This is a genomic window from Pseudomonas sp. GW531-T4 (genome assembly GCF_017349615.1).
In the GTDB taxonomy this organism is placed as follows: Bacteria; Pseudomonadota; Gammaproteobacteria; order Pseudomonadales; family Pseudomonadaceae; genus Aquipseudomonas; species Aquipseudomonas chlororaphis_I.
This window is the reverse complement of the sequence record NZ_JACMZT010000040.1, coordinates 1-18,088: the sequence shown is the minus strand read 5'-3', so window position 1 is coordinate 18,088 and position 18,088 is coordinate 1. Positions and strand designations below refer to the sequence as shown.

Sequence of the window (18,088 nt, the reverse complement as noted above, 5' to 3'; positions counted from 1 at the left end):
GCACAGGCCGTGCCGGTGGCGATTCGCCTGTGCAAGGATTTCGATACAGGGTGCTGTCAATTACGCGCCTGGACCGGTGCCTCCCCCGCCGCAGGCAAGGCTTGCGGGCGACGCAGGGTCAGCACGCCATGGGCCACCAGGCCAAACAGCAGCCCCCAGAAAGCCGCCGACAAACCGAACAGCGACATGCCCGACGCCGTCACCAGGAAAGTGATAAGCGCCGCTTCGCGATCCCGCGGTACGGCCATGGCGCTGCTCAGGGCGCCGCCGATGGCGGCGAACAGCGCGAGCCCGGCCAGGGCCGCGATCAAGGCCCGGGGGAAGGCGCTGAACAGCGAAACCAGGGTCGCGCCGAAGATCCCCAGCAGCAGGTAGAACAGCCCGCCCATGACCCCGGCCACATAGCGCTTGCCCGGGTCTTCGTGGGCTTCGCGGCCGGTGCAGATGGCCGCGGTGATCGCCGCCAGGTTCAGCCCGTGACAACCGAACGGCGCCAGCAACAGGCTGGCGAAGGCGCTGCTGGCGAGGATCGGGCTGGCCGGCGTGCGGTAGCCGTCGTTGCGCAGCACGGCGATGCCCGGTACGAATTGCCCGGTCAGGGCCACCACCACCAGCGGCAGCGCGACGTTGAGCACAGCGTTCCAGCTGAACGCTGGGCTGATCCAGTGCGGCGTGGCCAGGCCGATCACCAGCGCCGAACGATCGATATCGCCCATGGTCAGGGAGATGGCGCAGCCCACCAGCAGCACGGCCAATACCGCATAACGCGGCCACAGGCGCTTGCACAGCAGGTAGGTGAGGAACATCGCCCCGACCAGCAGCGGTTTATCCTGGATCGAGCGAAACAGCCCGGTACCGAAACTGAACAGGATGCCCGCCAGCATCGCCGCGGAAATCGCCGCCGGCAGCCGGCCGACGATCTTGTCGAAAATGCCGCACAGGCCGATCAGCAGGATCAGCGCGCTGGCCACCAGGTAGGCGCCCACCGCCTCATTGAGGCCAATGCCCGGCAGCAACGCCACCAGCAATGCCGAGCCCGGTGCCGACCAGGCGATGACCACCGGTACCTTGAAGCGCAGGCTGAGGACGATGCCCAGCACCCCGCTGCCAATGGAAATCGCCCAGACCCAGGACGACAACACTTCCCGGGGCAGGCCCGCGGCCTTGGCCGCCTGGAAGATGATCACCAGCGGCCCGGCATAGGAAATCAGCGTGGCGATAAACCCGGCCACCAGCGCCGACAACGAAAAGTCCTCGATCAACTGCCGCATGCAAGCTCCGAAGCCCTGAGGCATGGCATGGCTGAACCGCCGGCGCAGGCACCTGGGCGCCCGCGCCGGTCATGACATCGCTACAGCGATGGCGCGCTGGCCTGGCTGACCGGCAGCGCCTTGGCGGGTCGCTGGTAGACGAAACACATCGCCAGCGCCGCCACCGCCCCCGGAATGGCGAAGGCCATGAAGTTATAGTGCAGCGGCAGCTCGATGCTCACCAAGGCACCGCCCAGCAGCGGCCCGACGATGGCCCCGCTGCGGCCGATACCCGAGGCCCAGCCAATGCCGGTGGAGCGGATCGTCACCGGATAGAACTGGGCGACGCAGGCGAAGGCCAGGATCTGCGTGCCGATGGTGGTCGCCCCGGCAATCGCGATCAGGGCGTACAGCAGCCCGTGCGGGCTCTTGAAGCCGAGCAGGCTGATGGACACCGCGGCCACGACAAAAAACGCCACCAGAACCTTTTGCAACTGCAGGCGATCGCCGATCCAGCCGCCGCCCACGGCGCCGAAGATCGCGCCGAGGTTCAGCACCAGCAGGAACATCAGGCTCGAGCCCAGGCTGTATCCGGCGCTGGCCATCAGCTTGGGCAGCCAGGAGTTGAGCGCGTAGACCATCAGCAGGCAGCAGAAGAATACGACCCAGAGCATCAAGGTGCTCAGCGCCCGGCCTTCGCGGAACAGCTGCACCACCGGCGCGCCGGCGCTCTTGAGGTTGGCCTTGACGAACGAGTCGCCGGGTTGCGCGACGAAGCCCGGCTCGACTAATTGCAGCACCTGGCGCGCCTCGTCTTCCCGGCCCTGGCGCAGCAGAAAGCCCAGGGATTCGGGCAGGAACTTGAGAATCAGTGGCAGCAGCAACAGCGGGATCGCCGCCACATAAAACACCGCCTGCCAGCCGAAACTCGGCAGCAGCAGGATGCCCAGCCCGGCGGACAGGGTGCCGCCCACCGAGTAGCCGCTGAGCATGATCGCCACCAGGGTGCTGCGGATTTTCTTCGGCGCGTATTCGTTCATCAGCGCCACCACGTTGGGCATCACCCCGCCGATGCCGAGGCCGGCGATAAAGCGGCAGATGCCGAACTGGGTGGGCGTGGTGGTGAACCCGTTGAGCAGGGTGAAACCGCTGAACAGCACCACGCAGATGGCGATGACTTTCTTGCAGCCGATACGCTCCGACAGCGAACCGAAAAACAGCGCGCCGAACATCATGCCGAACAGCGCGTAACTGCCCAGCGCCCCGGCCTGCAGCGGGCTCAGGCCCCACTCCTGCATCAGCACCGGCAGCACCACGCCGTAAATCACCAGGTCGTAGCCGTCGAAGATGATGATCAGCGCGCACCAGAACAGCACGCGCCAGTGAAAGGCATTGAAGCGTGCCCCGTCGATCAATTGATTGCTGTCTATGTTTCGCATGGCATCTGACTCTTGTTGTTGTTTTATGAGAAACCGGATGTGCGTTTACGCAGTCTTGTAGGAGCGAGGCTTGCCCGCGATCGGGACGCCGCGGTGTGTCAGGCCGGACGCCATCGCGGGCAAGCCTCGCTCCTACGGTCAGGGTGCGGTTTTCGATGACGCCTGATACTTCAGCCCTGGTCGCCACCGCCTACCGGCATGACCATGCCGGTGATGTAGGACGCCTCGTCGGAGGCCAGGAACAGGATCGCCGCGGCCTGCTCGTCGATGGTGCCGTAGCGTTTCATCAGGGTGCTGTCGAGGGTCTGGTCGACGATCTGCTGGTACCAGACCTTTTCCTCGGCGCTCTGCTCGGCGCTGTTGCGCGGAATGCGCCGTGGCGGCGCTTCGGTGCCGCCGGGGGCGGTCGCGCTGACCCGCACCCCGCGCCCGGCGGTCTCGAACGCCAGGCAGGCGGTCAGGGCATTCACCCCGCCCTTGGCCGCGCCATAGGGCACGCGGTTGATGCTTCGGGTGGCGATGGACGACACGTTGACGATGGCGCCGCTGCCCTGCTCCAGCATGTAGGGCAGCGCGGCGTGGCAGCACCACAGGGTGGGGAACAGCGAACGGCGCACTTCGGCTTCGATCTGCTGCTCTTCATAGTGCTCGAACGGCTTGGCCCAGATGGTGCCGCCGACGTTGTTGACCAGCACGTCGAGGCGCCCGAAACGCTCGACGGCGGCGGCCATCACCCGGCTGCATTCGGCGTACTGTTCGAGGTCGGCGGTCAGCGCCAGCACCTCGAACCTGGGGGCCAGCTCGGCCTGCAACTCGAACACCAGCTCGGAGCGATCCACCAGCACCAGCCGCGCGCCCTCCTCGGCCAGCCGCTCGGCGACCCGCCGGCCGATACCCTGCGCCGCCCCGGTGACCAGGGCGACTTTCTTCTCGAATCTGCTCATCTCAAAACCTCATGCCAATAGGCCCGATGCACTACGGCCCTCTTCTGTAGGAGCGAGGCTTGCCCGCGATAGCGATAGTGCGTGCAGCGTTGACCTTTCAGCCTGTCGGCTGATCGCGGGCAAGCCTCGCTCCTACAGAGGCCGCAGAAACCGCGACCGGGTCAGGCCGCGCTGGCGGCGAATTTTTCGTAGTAGAAATTGGCCGGGGCAATGCCCTGGTCGCGGATGAACTGGCTGACCGCCTCGACCATCGGTGGCGGGCCGCACAGGTACACGTCCACATCGCCGTCGTTCAGGTGCTGGGGCTCGATATGCTGGGTCACGTAGCCCTTGAGCGGGTGGCGGCTCTCGGGATTGGCCACGCAGGCGCTGAAACTGAAGTTGGGAATGCGCGCGGCGAAGGCTTCCAGGCGATCCATTTCCACCAGGTCGAAGTCGTTGGTCACCCCGTAGATCAGGTGCAGCGGATGCTCGCTGCCCTGCTCGGCGATTTTCTCCAGCATCGCGGTGAACGGCGCCAGCCCGGTGCCCCCGGCCAGCAGCAACAGCGGCCGGCGGATGTCCCGCAGGTAGAAGCTGCCCAAGGGTCCGGCCAGGCTCATGCGGTCGCCGGCTTTCGCCAGGCCGGTGAGGAAGCTGCTCATCAGGCCGCCCGGCACGTTGCGGATCAGGAAGCTGACCTCACCGTCGCGCTGCAGCGAGCTGAAGGAATAGGCGCGGGTCTGCTCGCTACCGGGCACGCCGAGGTTGACGTACTGCCCCGGCAGAAACGCCAGCTTGCTCAGGGCCTCGCCCTTGATCGACAGGGCGATGGTGCTGTCGGACAGTTGGCGCACCGCGCTGATGGTGGCGTCGAAGGTGGCCTGGGCGGCTCGGCAGACTTGCGACGAAGCCGGCACCCGCACCACGCAGTCGCTCAAGGCGCGCATCTGGCAGGTCAGCACGAAGCCCTGCTCGGCTTCATCCGCGGTCAGCGCATCGTCGATGTATTCCTCGCCCAAGTCGTAACGCCCGGCTTCAGCAAAACACTTGCAGGTGCCACAGGCGCCGTCGCGGCAGTCCAGGGGGATGTTGATGCCCTGGCGGTAGGCGGCATCGGCCACGGTTTCGCCAGCGTTGGCGGCGACGAAGCGGGTCACCCCGTCTTCGAAATTGAGTGCGATTTGATGAGTCATGGCAGTCGCCTCAGAGGTGGTAGACATCGACGACCTGACGAACGTAATCGTTCTTCAGGATGACTTTCTTGGCCCTGATCAGCGGGTTCTCGCCCCGCACATCGAGGGTGTAGAAGCTGGTGCCGAAGTAGCTGTCGACGGTCTTGTAGCGAAAGCTCAGGGTGTGCCAGTTGAAGCGTACCTTGCACAAGCCGTCGGCCTGCTCCAGCACCTCGATGTTGCTCAGGTTGTGCGAGGTGCGGGTGTCGGGAATGCTCGCGCTGGAGCGCTCGGTCTTGATCCGGAACACCCGGTCTTCCAGGCCGCAGCGGCTGCCGTACCAGATCAGCGAGATCTCCCGCTGCGGGTCTTCGGTGAGCTGGTCGTTGTCGTCCCAGGACGGCATCCAGAAGGTCGCGTCGGGGGCGTAGAGCTCCAGCCAGCTGTCCCAGTCCTTGTCGTCCAGGTAGCGCGCTTCGCGGTAGAGAAAGTCGCGCACGGTGTCATGGGAAATGCTCATCACACAGCCTCCACGGCAATGGTTCGCGCGGCTTGGGCGGCAAGCGCCTCGAGCATGGTTTGCTGCCAGTACTTGTGCTGCATCACGAACAGGCCTTCGTCTTCGGTGCGCACGCCGCTGAGGATCGGTTGCAGGTCGATTTCCCGGGCCGCGTCGTCCGCGCCCTCGACCCAGTGTTCGGCGCCACGGGACATGTCGTTCCAGGCACTGTTGCTGCCCTGGTAGCCCATCTGGCAGGAACGGAATTCCTCCAGGTCGTCCGGGGTGGCCATGCCGCTGACGTTGAAGAAGTCCTCGTACTGGCGGATGCGCATGGCCCGGGCTTCGTCGCTTTCGCCCTTGGGCGCGATGCAGTAGATGGTGATCTCGGTGCGGTCCACCGAGATCGGCCGGGCGATGCGGATCTGCGAGCTGAACTGGTCCATCAGGTAGACGTTGGGGTACAGGCACAGGTTGCGCGAGTTCTCGATCATCCAGTCGGCGCGGGCTTGGCCGAAGTCTCGGGCCAACTCGTCGCGGCGCTCGTAGAGCGGACGGTCCTCGGGGTTGGACCAGCGGGTCCAGAGCAGCATGTGGCCCTTGTCGAAGGAGTAGAAACCACCGCCCTGCTTGGCCCAACTGCCGGCGCTCATGGTCTTGATCTCTTCGCCGGCTTCGCGCTGCTTGCGCTGGCTCTGGGTGGCCGCGTAGTTCCAGTGCACTGAGCTGACGTGGTAGCCGTCGGCGCCGTTTTCCGCGGTGAGTTTCCAGTTGCCTTCGTAAATGTAGCTCGAGGAACCGCGCAGCACTTCCAGGCCATCGGCGGACTGGTCGACGATCATGTCGATGATCTTCGCCGACTCGCCCAGGTGCTCCACCAGGGGCAGCACGTCAGGGTTGAGGCTGCCGAACAGGAAGCCGCGATAAGACTCGAAGCGCGCGACCCTGGTCAGGTCGTGGGAGCCTTCGCAGTTGAAGCTCGACGGGTAACCCGCGGCGGCCGGGTCCTTGACCTTGAGCAGCTTGCCGGAGTTGTTGAAGGTCCAGCCGTGGAACGGACAGGTGTAGGACGACTTGTTGCCGGTCTTGTGCCGGCAGAGCATGGCGCCACGATGGCTGCAGGCATTGAGGAAGGCATTGAGTTCGCCGTCCTTGTTGCGCGCGATGAAGACCGACTGCCGGCCCATGGTGGTGGTGTAGTAGTCGTTGTTGTTGGGGATCTGGCTCTCGTGGGCGAGGTACAGCCAGTTGCCCTCGAAGATGTGCTGCATTTCCAGGTCGAACAGCCGGGGGTCGGTGAACATCTCCCGCTTGCAGCGGTAGACGCCCCGGTCACGGTCTTCTTCAAGCAGGGAGTGAAGGTATTCGGGTCGCAGGGTCATGGCCGCCGCCTCCGTTGTTTTTATTCAGGCAAGGCTCATGCTAGGGCGGGGTGTGCGGGGGCAATATCCGTTGCGTGCAGACCACTATCCGTTTTCTGCAGAGTTTTGTAGGGCAAGTCCTACAGGGGTAGCCGCCGAGGCTGCGCTCGGGTTGCAAGGAAGTCCGATGCAGTGGCCGCTACTCGGGCGTCGCATTTATCCAGAACGATCGTGGTTTCAGGTTTTGCGACTGCTGCGCAGTCGATCGCAGCCTCGCGGGCTCGGCAGCGGCTACACGAGGAATCACGAATGATGCGGTGGGCACAGCTTCTGTAGGAGCGAAGCTTGCTCGCGATGGCGTCGGATCAAACACCTACGTGTCGTTCGCCATCGCCGGCGATCGAGCGTCGACCGGCCGCTCCTACAGAAGCAGAAGCAGAAGCAAAAGCCGGATCAAGCCCGGCGTCTGAGGGTGTCGGACGGCAGTTCGCCGAATTGCTTGCGGTAGCTTTCCGAGAAGCGTCCCAGGTGCAGGAAGCCGAAGTCCATGGCCAGTTCGGTGATGTTGCGCACGTTGCAGCTGGGGTCATGCAGGCAGGCGTGGATCCGCTCGAGTTTCTTCTGGCGGATGTAGCGCATGGGCGTGCTGCGGGCGTTGCGCTCGAACAGCGCATAGAGCGAGCGCAGGCTCATCTGCGCCTGCTGCGCCAGTTCCTCGCAGCCGATGTCCTGCTTGAGATTACGCTCGATGTAATCGGCAATCGTCTCGAAGGTCGCCGACGACGAACCCAGGCCCGCGCGCCGGATGTTGGTCTTCATCAGGCTGAGCATCTTGCTCGCGACGATCTGCGCGTAATGCTCCTGCACCCGCGGGATGCAATCGACGGATTCGGCTTCGCGGCAGACCACGCCCAACAGGTTGATAAAACCTCCCAGTTCATCCAACTGGTAGCGGTTGCCCACGAAGCGCACGCCCTGCCCCGGATACAGCCAGCGCTGCTCCTGGCACACCGACTCCAGCAGGCGGGTGGGCACCTTGATGATGAATTTCTCGCAATCGTCGGAATAGGTCAGGTCCACTGGATCGTCGGGGTTGATCAGCAGCAGCTCGCCCGGGGCGAAGTAATGTTCCTGGCGATGGCCGCGCCACAGGCAGTGGCCGCGCAGCAGCACTTGCAGGTGGTAGATGGTTTCCAGCGCCGGCGAGGTGACGCGCACGCTGCCGCCGTAGCTGAGCGAGCACAGGTCGAGGCTGGCGAACTGCCGATGATTGAGGCTGGCCTGGGGACTGCCGGCCTTGGGCAAACGGATGCAGTGGCTGCCCACATGCTGGTTGACATAACCGGACACGGCATAGGGATCGGCCTGGGCGAATACCCTGCTGCGCTCACTCAACAGATGCGTTTCCATAAGCGGGTCACTCCCAGTTCTAATTATTGGGATTGTTATTATCGGGCGGTGATCGTTCGTCACCGCTGGCACATCACGCAAAACATCGACCACGGTTCACAATGGCAAAAACCACGGGACAACCGTCAAGTCATCCCGTGGCCCCGATTCGGGATCTGCCGCGATGTCAGTCCTCCAGCGCTCGTACCCGCTCCAGGCGCTGCTGCTCCTCGGGCTGGGCCGACGGCTGCAGGGTGAAGTCGAAGTCGATCTCGGCAAAACGCCCGCTGACCCCGTGCTGCGCCGCACGCTGCTGATCGTCGCTGAAAGTGATCTTGGCGATCAGCTCGTCGCGGGTGGCGTAGGCGAAATCGTCGTGCAGGTATTCATCGCCATCGAGGTTGATCTGGGTGGTCAGGTGACGGTGGTCGTCGGCCGAGATGAAAAAGTGGATATGCGCCGGACGCTGGCCGTGGCGGCCCAACTGGTCGAGCAACTGCTGGGTCGGACCGTCCGGCGGGCAGCCGTAGCCCGACGGCACGATGCTGCGGAAACGGTAGCGGCCTTCGGCATCGGTGACGATGCGCCGACGCAGGTTGAACTCCGACTGGGTGGTGTCGAAGTAGGAGTAGGTACCACCGGTGTTGGCGTGCCAGACATCGACAATGGCCCCGGCCAGCGGTTCGCCGGCGGTGTTGCGCACCTGGCCCTGCATGAACAGCACCACGCCCGGATCGACGCCATCGTCGAGGCGCGCTTCACCCTGGCTCAGCGGCGCACCGGCCACGTACAGCGGGCCTTCGATGGTGCGCGGGGTGCCGCCGGTCTTGCCGGCCTGCTCGTCGGCGGCGTCCATCAGCAGGTCCAGGTAGTGTTCCAGGCCCAGGCCGGCCACCAGCAGCCCGGCTTCCTGGCGCGCGCCGAGCACGTTGAGGTAGTTGACCGCCTTCCAGAACTCTTCCGGGGTCACCTCGAGGTCTTCGATGATGTTCACCGTGTCACGCAGGATGCGGTACACCAGGGCCTTGGTGCGCGGGTTGCCCTGGTCGTTGAACTGGCCACTGACTTCTTCGAGAAACTTCTGGGCGCTGGCAGTGTGGGAAATTCGGACGTTCATGGTTATTCCTCATCTTGTATTTATTAGAGTGTGCCGCGGGCTGGCGAGGGCTCAGCGGTCATCCGCATGAATGGACGAAGGATGCCTGCACAGCGCGTTCACTTCGATAGCCATGTACGGGTACAGCGGCAGTTGCATCAGCAGGTCGTGCAGTTCCTGCACGCTGTCGACGTCGAACACGCTGTAGTTGGCATACAGGCCGGCGATGCGCCACAGGTGCCGCCACTTGCCCTGCTCCTGCAGGCGCTGGGCCAGGGCCTTTTCGTCGGCCTTGAGCTGGGCGGCGCGCTCGGGGTTCATGTCGACCGGCAGGTTCACGGTCATTTTGACGTGGAACAGCATGGTGCTCTCCTTAAGACGTGATGAATGGCAGTTCAGGCTTTGTCGCGGCGCAAGAACGCCAGGCGCTCCTCGTCCAGGCTCAGGCCGAGGCCCGGCGCCCGGGATACGTGCAATTGGAAATCGCGGTACAGCGGCGGCTCGGCGAGGATGTCCTCGGTCAGCAGCAGCGGGCCGAACAGTTCGGTGTCCCAGCTCAAGGTATTGAGGGTGAGGAAGGCATGGGCCGACGCCAGGGTGCCGATACCGCCTTCGAGCATGGTGCCGCCGTACAGGCCGATGCCCGCCGCCTCGGCGATCGCCGCGGTGCGCAATACCGCGCGCGGGCCGCCGTTCTTGGCGATCTTCAGGGCGAACACCGAGGCCGCGCCTTCGCGGGCCAGGTTGAAGGCGTCTTCCACGCATTCGATGGATTCGTCGGCCATGATCGGCGCAGGGCTGATGGCGTTGAGGCGCACCATGCCGGCGCGGTTGTTGCGCGAGATCGGCTGTTCGATCAGGTCGATGCCGTTGCCGCCCAGGACCCGGCAGGCGCGCACCGCCACCGCTTCGTCCCAGGCCTGGTTGACGTCGACCCGCACGCTGGCGCGATCGCCCAGGGCCTTCTTGATCGCGATCACATGGGCCAGGTCGCGGTCCACCTCGCCGGCGCCGATCTTCAGCTTGAAGATGCGGTGGCGACGCAGGTCGAGCATCTTTTGCGCTTCGGCGATGTCCTTGGCGGTGTCGCCGCTGGCCAGGGTCCAGGCCACTGGCAAGGCATCGCGCACCCGGCCGCCGAGCAGCTCGCTGACCGGCAGCCCCAGGCGCTTGCCCTGGGCGTCGAGCAAGGCGCTTTCGATACCGGATTTGGCGAAGGTATTGCCGCGGATGCTGCGCTCCAGGCGCTGCATGGCGGCATTGATATTGGCGCCGTCCTGGCCGAGCAGCAGCGGCGTGAAGAAGCGGTCGATATTGGTCTTGATGCTGTCCGGGCTTTCATTGCCATAGGCCAGGCCGCCGATGGTGGTGGCCTCGCCCAGGCCTTCGATACCGTCGGCGCAGCGCAGGCGGATCAGCACCAGGGTCTGGTTCTGCATGGTGTGCATCGCCAGCTTGTGCGGGCGGATGGTTGGCAGATCGACGATGATTGTTTCGATAGATTCAATGGCACTCGAAAGCATTTCCATACCCATCAGGTTCTTGAAGTTATGGACCCGATTCTCGTACGGCTTTTTCCGGGGTTCCAATATAGAATTGGTCTGGATCGATACCTTGAAGGTATCCAACCTTTGCCTGCGGAGGCCTTATGGAACTGCGTCATCTGCGTTACTTCCAGGTGCTGGGCCAGACCCTCAACTTCACCAAGGCCGCCGAGCGCCTGCACATCGCCCAGCCGCCCCTGAGCCGGCAGATCCAGCAACTGGAAGAGGAACTCGGGGTATTGCTGCTGGAGCGCGGCCGGCCGTTGCGCCTGACCGAGGCCGGGCGGTTTTTCTATGAGCATTCCAGCGCGCTGCTGGAGCAACTGGCCAAGGTCTGCGACAACACCCGGCGCATCGGCCACGGCGAAAAGACCTGGCTCGGCATCGGCTTTGCCCCCTCGACCCTGTACGGCCTGCTGCCGGAACTGATCCGCCGCCTGCGCAGCCACGAGACCCTGGCCCTGGAACTGGGGCTGTCGGAAATGACCACCCTGCAACAGGTGGAAGCGCTCAAGGCCGGACGCATCGACATCGGCTTCGGGCGGATCCGCATCGACGATCCGGCCATCGTGCAGAAGGTGCAGACCGAGGATCGCCTGGTGGCCGCCCTGCCCGCCGGGCATCCGCTGATCGGCCAGCCGGTGAGCCTGGCGCAACTGGCCGACGAACCCTTTGTGCTCTACCCCGGCAATCCGCGCCCAAGCTACGCCGACCACGTGATCGCGCTGTTCAACACCCACGGCCTGAACATCCGCATCGTGCAATGGACCAACGAACTGCAGACCGCCATCGGCCTGGTGGGCGCCGGCATCGGCATCACCCTGGTGCCGGCTTCGGTGCAATTGCTGCACCGCGACGACATCGGCTTCAGCCCGCTGCTGGAGGCCAATGCCACCTCGCCGATCATCATCAGCCGGCGGGTCGGCGATGTGTCGGCGGGGCTCAGCCACTGTTTGCGGATGATCGACGAACTGCGCGCCGAACACCCCGACGCCTGACGCCTGACGCCTCGCGCGCAACCGACTCGCGGTTGCGCCCACCTCCCCTTGCCGCCAAAAAGCATGCCTGCAGAAAAGGGATACAGGTCTGCACGCAACGGATAGTGCCAGCGCCATACCCGCCCCTAGCCTGCGCGCAGTGAACTGCTTTCCATAACAATAAGAGTAAAAGCAATGAAACCTGCAAAGACCCTCGCCGTGCTGGGCGCCAGCGCGGTGTGCCTGAGCGCGCCCCAGCACCTGCTGGCCGAAGAAGGCGGTTTTATCAAGGACGCCACCGCCACCCTCCAGGCCCGCAACTACTTCTTCAGCCGCGACTATTCGGATATCCGCGGCACCGAGCAGTCCATGGCCCAGGAATGGGCCCAGGGTTTTATCCTCAACTTCAAGTCCGGCTACACCCCCGGCACCCTCGGCGTAGGTATGGATGCCATCGGCACCCTGGGGCTCAAGCTCGACAGCGGCAAGGGCCGGGTCAACAGTGGCCTGCTGCCGATGCAGGAGGACGGCGAAGCCGCCGACGACTACAGCCGCCTCGGCCTGGCGCTGAAACTGCGCCTGGCGAAAAGCGAGCTGCGCATCGGCGAGCTGCAACCCAACCTGCCAGTGCTGAGCTTCAGCGATATCCGCCTGCTGCCGCCGTCCTACCAGGGCGCGAGCATCGTCTCCAACGACATCGACGGCCTGACCCTGCAAGGCGGCCGCCTGCGCTCCACCAGCCTGCGCAACGAGTCCGGCGACGGCAAACTGCAAGCCATGCTCGGCCACGTGCCGAAACGCGCGGTCAGCAGCGACGCCTTCAACTACTTTGGTGCCGACTACGCCTTCAACGACAAACGCACCAGCCTCAGCGCCTGGTACGGCCAACTGGAGGACATCTACCACCAGCGCTTCCTCGGCCTGAAACACAGCCAGCCGCTGGGCGGCTGGATACTCGGCGCCAACCTCGGTTACTACAACAGCGAAGAGGACGGCAAACAGCTGCTCGGCGCCATCGACAACCAGGCCTTCTTTTCCCTGCTGTCAGCCAAACGCGGCGGCCATACCTTTTACGTCGGCTACCAGGGCATGTTCGGCGACAGCGCCTTCCCCCGGGTCTTCGCCAACATCACCCCACTGGGCAACGAAGTGCCAACTTACGAGTTCGCCTACACCGACGAACGCTCCTGGCAACTGCGCTACGACTACGACTTCGCCGCCAGCGGCCTGCCCGGCCTGACCAGCACCGTGCGTTATATCCGCGGCGACAACGTCGACACCGGCAAGGGCTTTGAGGGCAAGGACTGGGAGCGCGACCTGGATATCGGCTACGTGATCCAGTCCGGGCCGTTGGGCGGGCTGGGGATCAAGGTGCGCAATGTGGTGGCGAGGTCGAATTACCGGACCGATATCAATGAGAACCGGTTGTTGCTGAGTTATAGCTGGAAGTTGTTTTAAGGCAGGGTAGCGAGCGCGATATTGGACATCGCGCTCGGCCAGCTCTTTACCCATCATTGTGTAATGTACGGGTCCTGCGTCTTGATAAAATCGTCAAACGCCTTGGAGTTATAGATATCGAGGCAGGCATAAAACACGACTTTCTTATCCCTATATTTGCTACTGGCTTGGGTTTTCTCATACATGGAAAATACAAAGTCCGTCGTTGCATCATAAGGATTATGCAGAGTCTCCAGGGTATCTTCATTCTGAAGAATGCTGTGCATACCACTCCCCATGAAGGAATAGGCGCCAATAGCCGACTCGATATCGCTCTTCACATCGGACTCATCTTTAAACTGATTAACGATGCAATAGCCAAGACCATAATTCTTCAACGACTGCCGGGCCGCTGCAACATCAACCCCAGCGTAAGCGACGCTACCCATATTGCCTGCGGTCAAAAGCAATACCGCTAAAATCCGTTTCATCCTTTCAATTCCCAATAATTGGTCTTTACCAGTGACGCCGTGGAGTTTTCATAGGCATGACTGTCCAGACGCTGGTAGTCAGAACCGTCACTAGTCTCTTTTCCATTCCAAAGAACGACGTGCCCCCTGGCATCATTCCAGCCAGAAACCTCGACAATGATCAATCCCTTTTTCCCGGATATATCCTTATCCTTACCGGGAGCCATAACCAGATCCGGCTTCCCCCAATTAAACTCCAGGAAATCGATCATGTCATTGACCCGTAGAATGTAGGGCATCCCATCGTCCCCGCGCACCCTATAAATGGCCTTATTCTTAATGATCGTACCCCGTGGAATCCTGTAACCTCCATTGTTGAAAGCCCTGCTCATTCTAAGAGCGCAAGCGTTTGAATAATCAATAGGCTTTTGCCTTCTCAATGCAGCAGCCTCACCTCCAACAAGCTCATATACAGCCCCCGCCTCCCTATACCCTACTTCAGCATAGGCAGACCACAAGTCACTGAAACGTGGTCTTTTGATCGTAGCCGTAGAGGACACTTCTCCCGAGTTCATGACTATCCTGGCCATTACATCTCCCCTTCCATGTCAATTCGCTCACCGGCGAAAGCCTCAGAAATAACAGCGACACCATCCTCTCCAACTACTGCCGACAAGGTCCGCTCAATATCGCCGCTTAAATCCACAGTCACTATCTCGCCAGCTGCATACCCTGAAGTCTCTACATGAATATTTAAGTCAACATAAAATCGCGAAACCGCATCAAGCGGTATCCGCTCACTTCCATATGACAAAGAAATTCTTCTGATCAACCTCGGCTTTTTCAGAACCCCGGCAATGGCCATGAAGCCGGCACTATTATGCTCAGCCCCACCATACACAGAGGACTGTGCAGAAATTAAAGTATTAACAAGAGGTGGGCAGCCACAGGCAACGTAGTCACCTTCCAAAGCGACCAATCCAGCAGGCAAGGTAATCGTTCTGGGTCCCACGGCTACTATGGGCCCTTTGCCTTTACTACAAGCAGAGCAGCTTGCGATATGTCCTACTGACGCCGTACTGACCGAGCCATCGATATCAATACCTACGTTACCTTCCAGTACACGCCCTCCAGTCGATGTTGGCGCTCCAAGCCCAATCATTTTCCGCCCCACATTAAGTCTCCTTTATTTACAAAAAAGTCGCGTTCAAACCAAAACAGCAACCTCTTCATAAATTATTTATTCGGGACAGAAATCAATCGGAAAAATCTGAAAGCCAACCAGGATATATCCAAAGCAGCCATCTATTATCAGCATACTCTTGGTATAACGCTGCCCTTCGATATCCAAACGGAGAACTCACAACAAAGGCCATAATTAAGAAAATGGATAATCTTCCCGCCAAATGGAGAAAAGGAATTCAGATCCATGAATGTAAATAAACGTCAGCCGTTCTAAATCTGGCGCCAACTGTTCATCCTGACAGTGCTCACGTACCTGATCTGGTACGTGGCGGTCCCAAGAGTAGGCATTCACTTATTCGAAGCAGGACATTGGTGCTAGTAGCACCTTGGCAAGGTCCGATAACCCTTAGGCCCCCCCTGGAAGCTCACTTCAAGAATGAGGACTCACCCATGATCGACTTCAACAACAAAGGCTTCTTCAAGCTCAAGCAAAACGACGAATACGCGGAACGGGTCAGCGACCTGCTGCTGGAAGGCGAGCAGGTGATCGACGCCTATAAAGCCATGCGCGACGGCGTGGTGTTTACCAACAAGCGCATCATCGCGGTCAACGTGCAGGGCATCACCGGCAGTAAAAAGGACTTCACCTCCCTGCCCTACAAAAACATCGTCGCTTACTCGGTGGAAACCTCCGGCACTTTCGACCTGGACTCCGAGTTGGAGATCTACTTTTCATCGCTGGGCCAGGTGAAGTTCGAATTCACCGGCAAGACTTCGATGGTGGAAATCTCGAAGCACATTTCCAGGCATCTGCTGGGCTAGAACGCCGAGGCGTCAATCGGCGCTCAGCCCCCACAACACCTCCAGCACATGCTGGGTCGAGCGCTCCACCTCGCCGTCCCGATGGGCAATGCCCAACTGGCGCCACAGCGGCGGCAACAACGGGCGCATGGCGATCCGCGTATCGGGCAGCGGTGTGGCGGCTTCGTGGGGCAGCAAGGTGGCGCCATAACCGGCGGCCACCAGGCTCTTGATCGCGTCGTTGTAGTTGAGCTGGATGCGCGCCGTGGGCTGCTGCCCGCCCAGGGCGAACCACTCCGAGGTCAGGCGCGACAGCCGGGTGCTGTGGTCGTTGAGGATCAGCGGTTGGGCCGCCAGCCACTGCGGGGTTACCGGGTCGGGGCACTGCCAGCGGGCCGGCAGGAAAGCCATGACCGGGTCCTTGCGCCAGGGCTCGATGCGCAAACCCTTGACTGGGGTTTGCGGCAAGGCCACCAGGCCGATGTCCAGTGAACCTTCGGCGAGCTTCTTCAAGCTCTCCTGGGAGGTCAGCACCGCCACCTGCAGGTCGATGCCCGGGTGCCGCTGGCCGAGGGTTTCCAGGGCCTGGGGCAGCAACTGGGCAATGGCGCCGGTGGATGCCCCCAGGCGCACCCGCCCGGCCAGGCCCAGGACCTGGCGCTGCACATCCTCCAGCGCTTGTTCGGCATCGGCCAACAAGCGCCGCGCGCGCTCCACCAGGGTTTCGCCAATGGCTGACGGTTGCACCCGCCCGCGGGTGCGCGACAACAGCGAGCCTCCGACCCGCGCCTCCAGGTCGGCGATATGCAGGCTGACCGTAGGCGGCGCCAGGTTCAGCGCGCGGGCCGCTTCGGCAAAGGAGCCAAGGTCGACAATCGCCACCAGGGTGCGCAACCGATCGAGGCTGATTTCGCGCATGGCTCGCTCCAGATTCAGAAAAACTGAAGCTTAGCGTTATTAAATTCAACTTTCTCTATTTCAGCTTCAGCCGGAAGATTTGCCCAACTTTTCCCGCTTGCGAGCACACAGCATGAGCACACCCCTCGTATTTATCGACGGCGACCAGGGCACCACCGGGTTGCAGATCCACCAGCGCCTGCGCGGCCGCAACGACCTGCACCTGCTGACCCTCGCCGCCAACCAGCGCAAAGACCCGCAACGCCGCGCCGAAGCCATCAACGCCTGCGACATCGCCCTGCTCTGCCTGCCCGACGATGCCGCCCGCGACGCCGTCGCCAGCATCCGCAACCCGGCCGTGCGGGTGATCGACGCCAGCTCGGCGCACCGCACCCACCCCCACTGGACCTACGGCTTCGCCCAGATGCACCCGCAACAGGCACAACGTATCGCTACTTCAAAACGCGTGAGCAACCCCGGCTGCTACCCCACCGGCGCCATCGGCCTGCTGCGCCCCTTGCTGCAAGCCGGGCTGCTGCCGCAGGACTACCCGATCAGCATCAACGCCATCTCCGGCTACTCCGGCGGCGGCCGCGCCGCGGTCGAAGCCCACGAAGGGCCGAATGCGTCCAAAGCCGCCCCTTTCCAGATCTACGGCCTGGGCCTGGCCCACAAACATGTGCCGGAGATCCAGCAACACAGCGGCCTCAGCGAACGGCCGCTGTTCGTCCCGGCCTACGGTGCGTTTCGCCAGGGCATCGTGCTGACCATTCCACTGCAATTGCGCCTGCTTGCCCCGGGTGTCGATGCCGCGCGTATCCATGCCTGTCTGGAGCAGCATTACGCCGGGAGCGGTTGCGTGCAGGTGATGTCGCTTCGGCACGCACAAGAACTCACCGGCCTTGATCCACAGGCGCTGAACGATACGGACGCTATGCGCTTGATGGTGTTTGAGGGTGAGGGTCAGGTGCTGTTGGCGGCGGTGTTCGACAACCTGGGCAAAGGCGCGGCGGGGGCGGCGGTGGAGAATCTGGATTTGATGCTGGCCGCGATGGGCTGAAGGGATTGCCTGCGCGTTGCAACTGGCCAGACGTAGCCTGGTTTCATGCTGCCTTTGGTGCCTGATAAAAAAGCCCCACCGGCTGAGGTGGGGCTTTCAGCGTGCTGATGATCCTTCTGAGCCCCTGCCGAAAGGGCTATCGAACCCAGCGCTGGCCAGTTTTCCCGGCGCGACGCTCAAGCGATCGCCTTGGTCATTTGTCGTCCTTCTTCGTCGACGACTGCGAAGAGTATTCGCGGCTCTCTTCAGCGTTGGGCGCTTCAGGCAGGCTGCCCGGCGTGAACATATGGGTCTGCAAGTCGCTGGCCTCGATATCGACGACGCCATGCACCGCACGGGTCAGGCTGACGGCCTGCTCACACTGCTTATGGGTGATGAGCCGGCCACTCAAGGTGACGATACCCGCATGGGTTTTGACATTGATATGCAGGCCGCGGGTCGGTTCGGCAAAGGCCAGGGCCGACTTCACCTTGGTGGTGATCCAGGCATCGTGAACGGCCATTTCCAGGCCATGGGAGTAATGCTGGAAGGAATGAAGTTTCATGGCAGGCCCCTCTCGCGTAATCAGTTGGGCGTCCCGTCCCA

At 62.3% G+C, this 18,088-nt stretch carries 19 protein-coding genes; 4 read left to right on the top strand and 15 right to left on the bottom strand.

The genetic code is table 11. The annotated features are described in order from the left end of the window. Positions 1–56: 56 nt before the first annotated feature. From J4D28_RS24810 to J4D28_RS24765, 10 genes are all read right to left on the bottom strand, one after another. Complete coding sequence (locus J4D28_RS24810) at positions 57–1,271, bottom strand: benzoate/H(+) symporter BenE family transporter (RefSeq protein ID WP_103331621.1); 1,215 nt, start codon at positions 1,269–1,271, stop codon at positions 57–59. A gap of 80 nt (positions 1,272–1,351) precedes the next feature. Beyond that, entirely contained in the window at positions 1,352–2,689 is a 1,338-nt protein-coding gene (locus J4D28_RS24805) for an aromatic acid/H+ symport family MFS transporter (protein ID WP_103331620.1), read from the bottom strand. 170 nt (positions 2,690–2,859) lie between these two features. Then, positions 2,860–3,633 carry a 1,6-dihydroxycyclohexa-2,4-diene-1-carboxylate dehydrogenase gene (locus J4D28_RS24800; RefSeq protein ID WP_009049925.1) on the bottom strand — a complete coding sequence of 258 codons (774 nt, stop codon included), beginning with the start codon at positions 3,631–3,633 and terminating at the stop codon, positions 2,860–2,862. Between the two features lie 161 nt (positions 3,634–3,794). Then, on the bottom strand, positions 3,795–4,808 hold the full coding sequence (gene benC / locus J4D28_RS24795; protein WP_009049926.1) for a benzoate 1,2-dioxygenase electron transfer component BenC: 1,014 nt from the start codon (positions 4,806–4,808) through the stop codon (positions 3,795–3,797). A gap of 10 nt (positions 4,809–4,818) precedes the next feature. After that, positions 4,819–5,307, bottom strand: coding sequence for a benzoate 1,2-dioxygenase small subunit (gene benB, locus J4D28_RS24790; RefSeq protein WP_009049927.1), 489 nt, complete (start codon positions 5,305–5,307; stop codon positions 4,819–4,821). Further along, on the bottom strand, positions 5,307–6,668 hold the full coding sequence (gene benA, locus J4D28_RS24785) for a benzoate 1,2-dioxygenase large subunit (RefSeq protein ID WP_009049928.1): 1,362 nt from the start codon (positions 6,666–6,668) through the stop codon (positions 5,307–5,309). Before benA ends, benB begins: the two co-directional genes overlap by 1 nt. Before the next feature lie 432 nt (positions 6,669–7,100). Next, positions 7,101–8,057, bottom strand: a complete 957-nt coding sequence (locus J4D28_RS24780; RefSeq protein WP_009049929.1) for an AraC family transcriptional regulator — start codon at positions 8,055–8,057, stop codon at positions 7,101–7,103. Positions 8,058–8,223: 166 nt separating this feature from the next. Further along, positions 8,224–9,153: a catechol 1,2-dioxygenase gene (catA, locus tag J4D28_RS24775; RefSeq protein WP_009049930.1), complete on the bottom strand. Its 930-nt coding sequence runs from the start codon at positions 9,151–9,153 to the stop codon at positions 8,224–8,226. A gap of 51 nt (positions 9,154–9,204) precedes the next feature. Then, positions 9,205–9,495, bottom strand: a complete 291-nt coding sequence (gene catC, locus J4D28_RS24770; protein WP_009044734.1) for a muconolactone Delta-isomerase — start codon at positions 9,493–9,495, stop codon at positions 9,205–9,207. Positions 9,496–9,527: 32 nt separating this feature from the next. Beyond that, positions 9,528–10,655: a muconate cycloisomerase family protein gene (locus J4D28_RS24765; RefSeq protein ID WP_162098611.1), complete on the bottom strand. Its 1,128-nt coding sequence runs from the start codon at positions 10,653–10,655 to the stop codon at positions 9,528–9,530. A gap of 125 nt (positions 10,656–10,780) precedes the next feature. On the opposite strand from J4D28_RS24765, the gene J4D28_RS24760 reads away from it, so the two are divergent. After that, complete coding sequence (locus tag J4D28_RS24760; RefSeq protein WP_009049932.1) at positions 10,781–11,674, top strand: LysR family transcriptional regulator; 894 nt, start codon at positions 10,781–10,783, stop codon at positions 11,672–11,674. Positions 11,675–11,848: 174 nt separating this feature from the next. Then, positions 11,849–13,111 (top strand): OprD family porin, encoded by a 1,263-nt coding sequence (locus J4D28_RS24755; RefSeq protein WP_009049933.1) that lies wholly within the window; start codon positions 11,849–11,851, stop codon positions 13,109–13,111. A 53-nt stretch (positions 13,112–13,164) separates the two neighbouring features. On the opposite strand, the gene J4D28_RS24750 is transcribed toward J4D28_RS24755, so the two are convergent. Genes J4D28_RS24750 through J4D28_RS24740 form a run of 3 tightly spaced genes read right to left on the bottom strand, consistent with a single transcriptional unit; the run spans position 13,165 to position 14,734 of the window. Further along, positions 13,165–13,581, bottom strand: coding sequence for a hypothetical protein (locus tag J4D28_RS24750; RefSeq protein ID WP_039968098.1), 417 nt, complete (start codon positions 13,579–13,581; stop codon positions 13,165–13,167). Then, complete coding sequence (locus tag J4D28_RS24745) at positions 13,578–14,150, bottom strand: type VI secretion system amidase effector protein Tae4 (protein WP_009049935.1); 573 nt, start codon at positions 14,148–14,150, stop codon at positions 13,578–13,580. Before J4D28_RS24745 ends, J4D28_RS24750 begins: the two co-directional genes overlap by 4 nt. Continuing rightward, positions 14,150–14,734, bottom strand: coding sequence for a PAAR domain-containing protein (locus tag J4D28_RS24740; protein ID WP_009049936.1), 585 nt, complete (start codon positions 14,732–14,734; stop codon positions 14,150–14,152). Before J4D28_RS24740 ends, J4D28_RS24745 begins: the two co-directional genes overlap by 1 nt. 461 nt (positions 14,735–15,195) lie before the next feature. Between J4D28_RS24740 and J4D28_RS24735 the strand changes: the two genes are divergently transcribed. After that, positions 15,196–15,567 carry a PH domain-containing protein gene (locus J4D28_RS24735; protein WP_009044741.1) on the top strand — a complete coding sequence of 124 codons (372 nt, stop codon included), beginning with the start codon at positions 15,196–15,198 and terminating at the stop codon, positions 15,565–15,567. 12 nt (positions 15,568–15,579) lie between these two features. Here J4D28_RS24735 and J4D28_RS24730 read toward each other — a convergent pair whose 3' ends face one another. Next, complete coding sequence (locus tag J4D28_RS24730; RefSeq protein ID WP_009049937.1) at positions 15,580–16,464, bottom strand: LysR family transcriptional regulator; 885 nt, start codon at positions 16,462–16,464, stop codon at positions 15,580–15,582. A 112-nt stretch (positions 16,465–16,576) separates the two neighbouring features. Here J4D28_RS24730 and argC point away from each other — a divergent pair, with 112 nt between their 5' ends. Beyond that, the gene (gene argC, locus J4D28_RS24725) at positions 16,577–17,503 is read left to right on the top strand and encodes an N-acetyl-gamma-glutamyl-phosphate reductase (RefSeq protein WP_009049938.1); all 927 of its coding nucleotides are present in this window, start codon (positions 16,577–16,579) and stop codon (positions 17,501–17,503) included. Between the two features lie 193 nt (positions 17,504–17,696). Here the strand turns inward: argC and J4D28_RS24720 are convergent, their stop codons facing one another. Then, on the bottom strand, positions 17,697–18,047 hold the full coding sequence (locus tag J4D28_RS24720) for a BON domain-containing protein (RefSeq protein WP_028682062.1): 351 nt from the start codon (positions 18,045–18,047) through the stop codon (positions 17,697–17,699). Positions 18,048–18,088 lie beyond the last annotated feature (41 nt).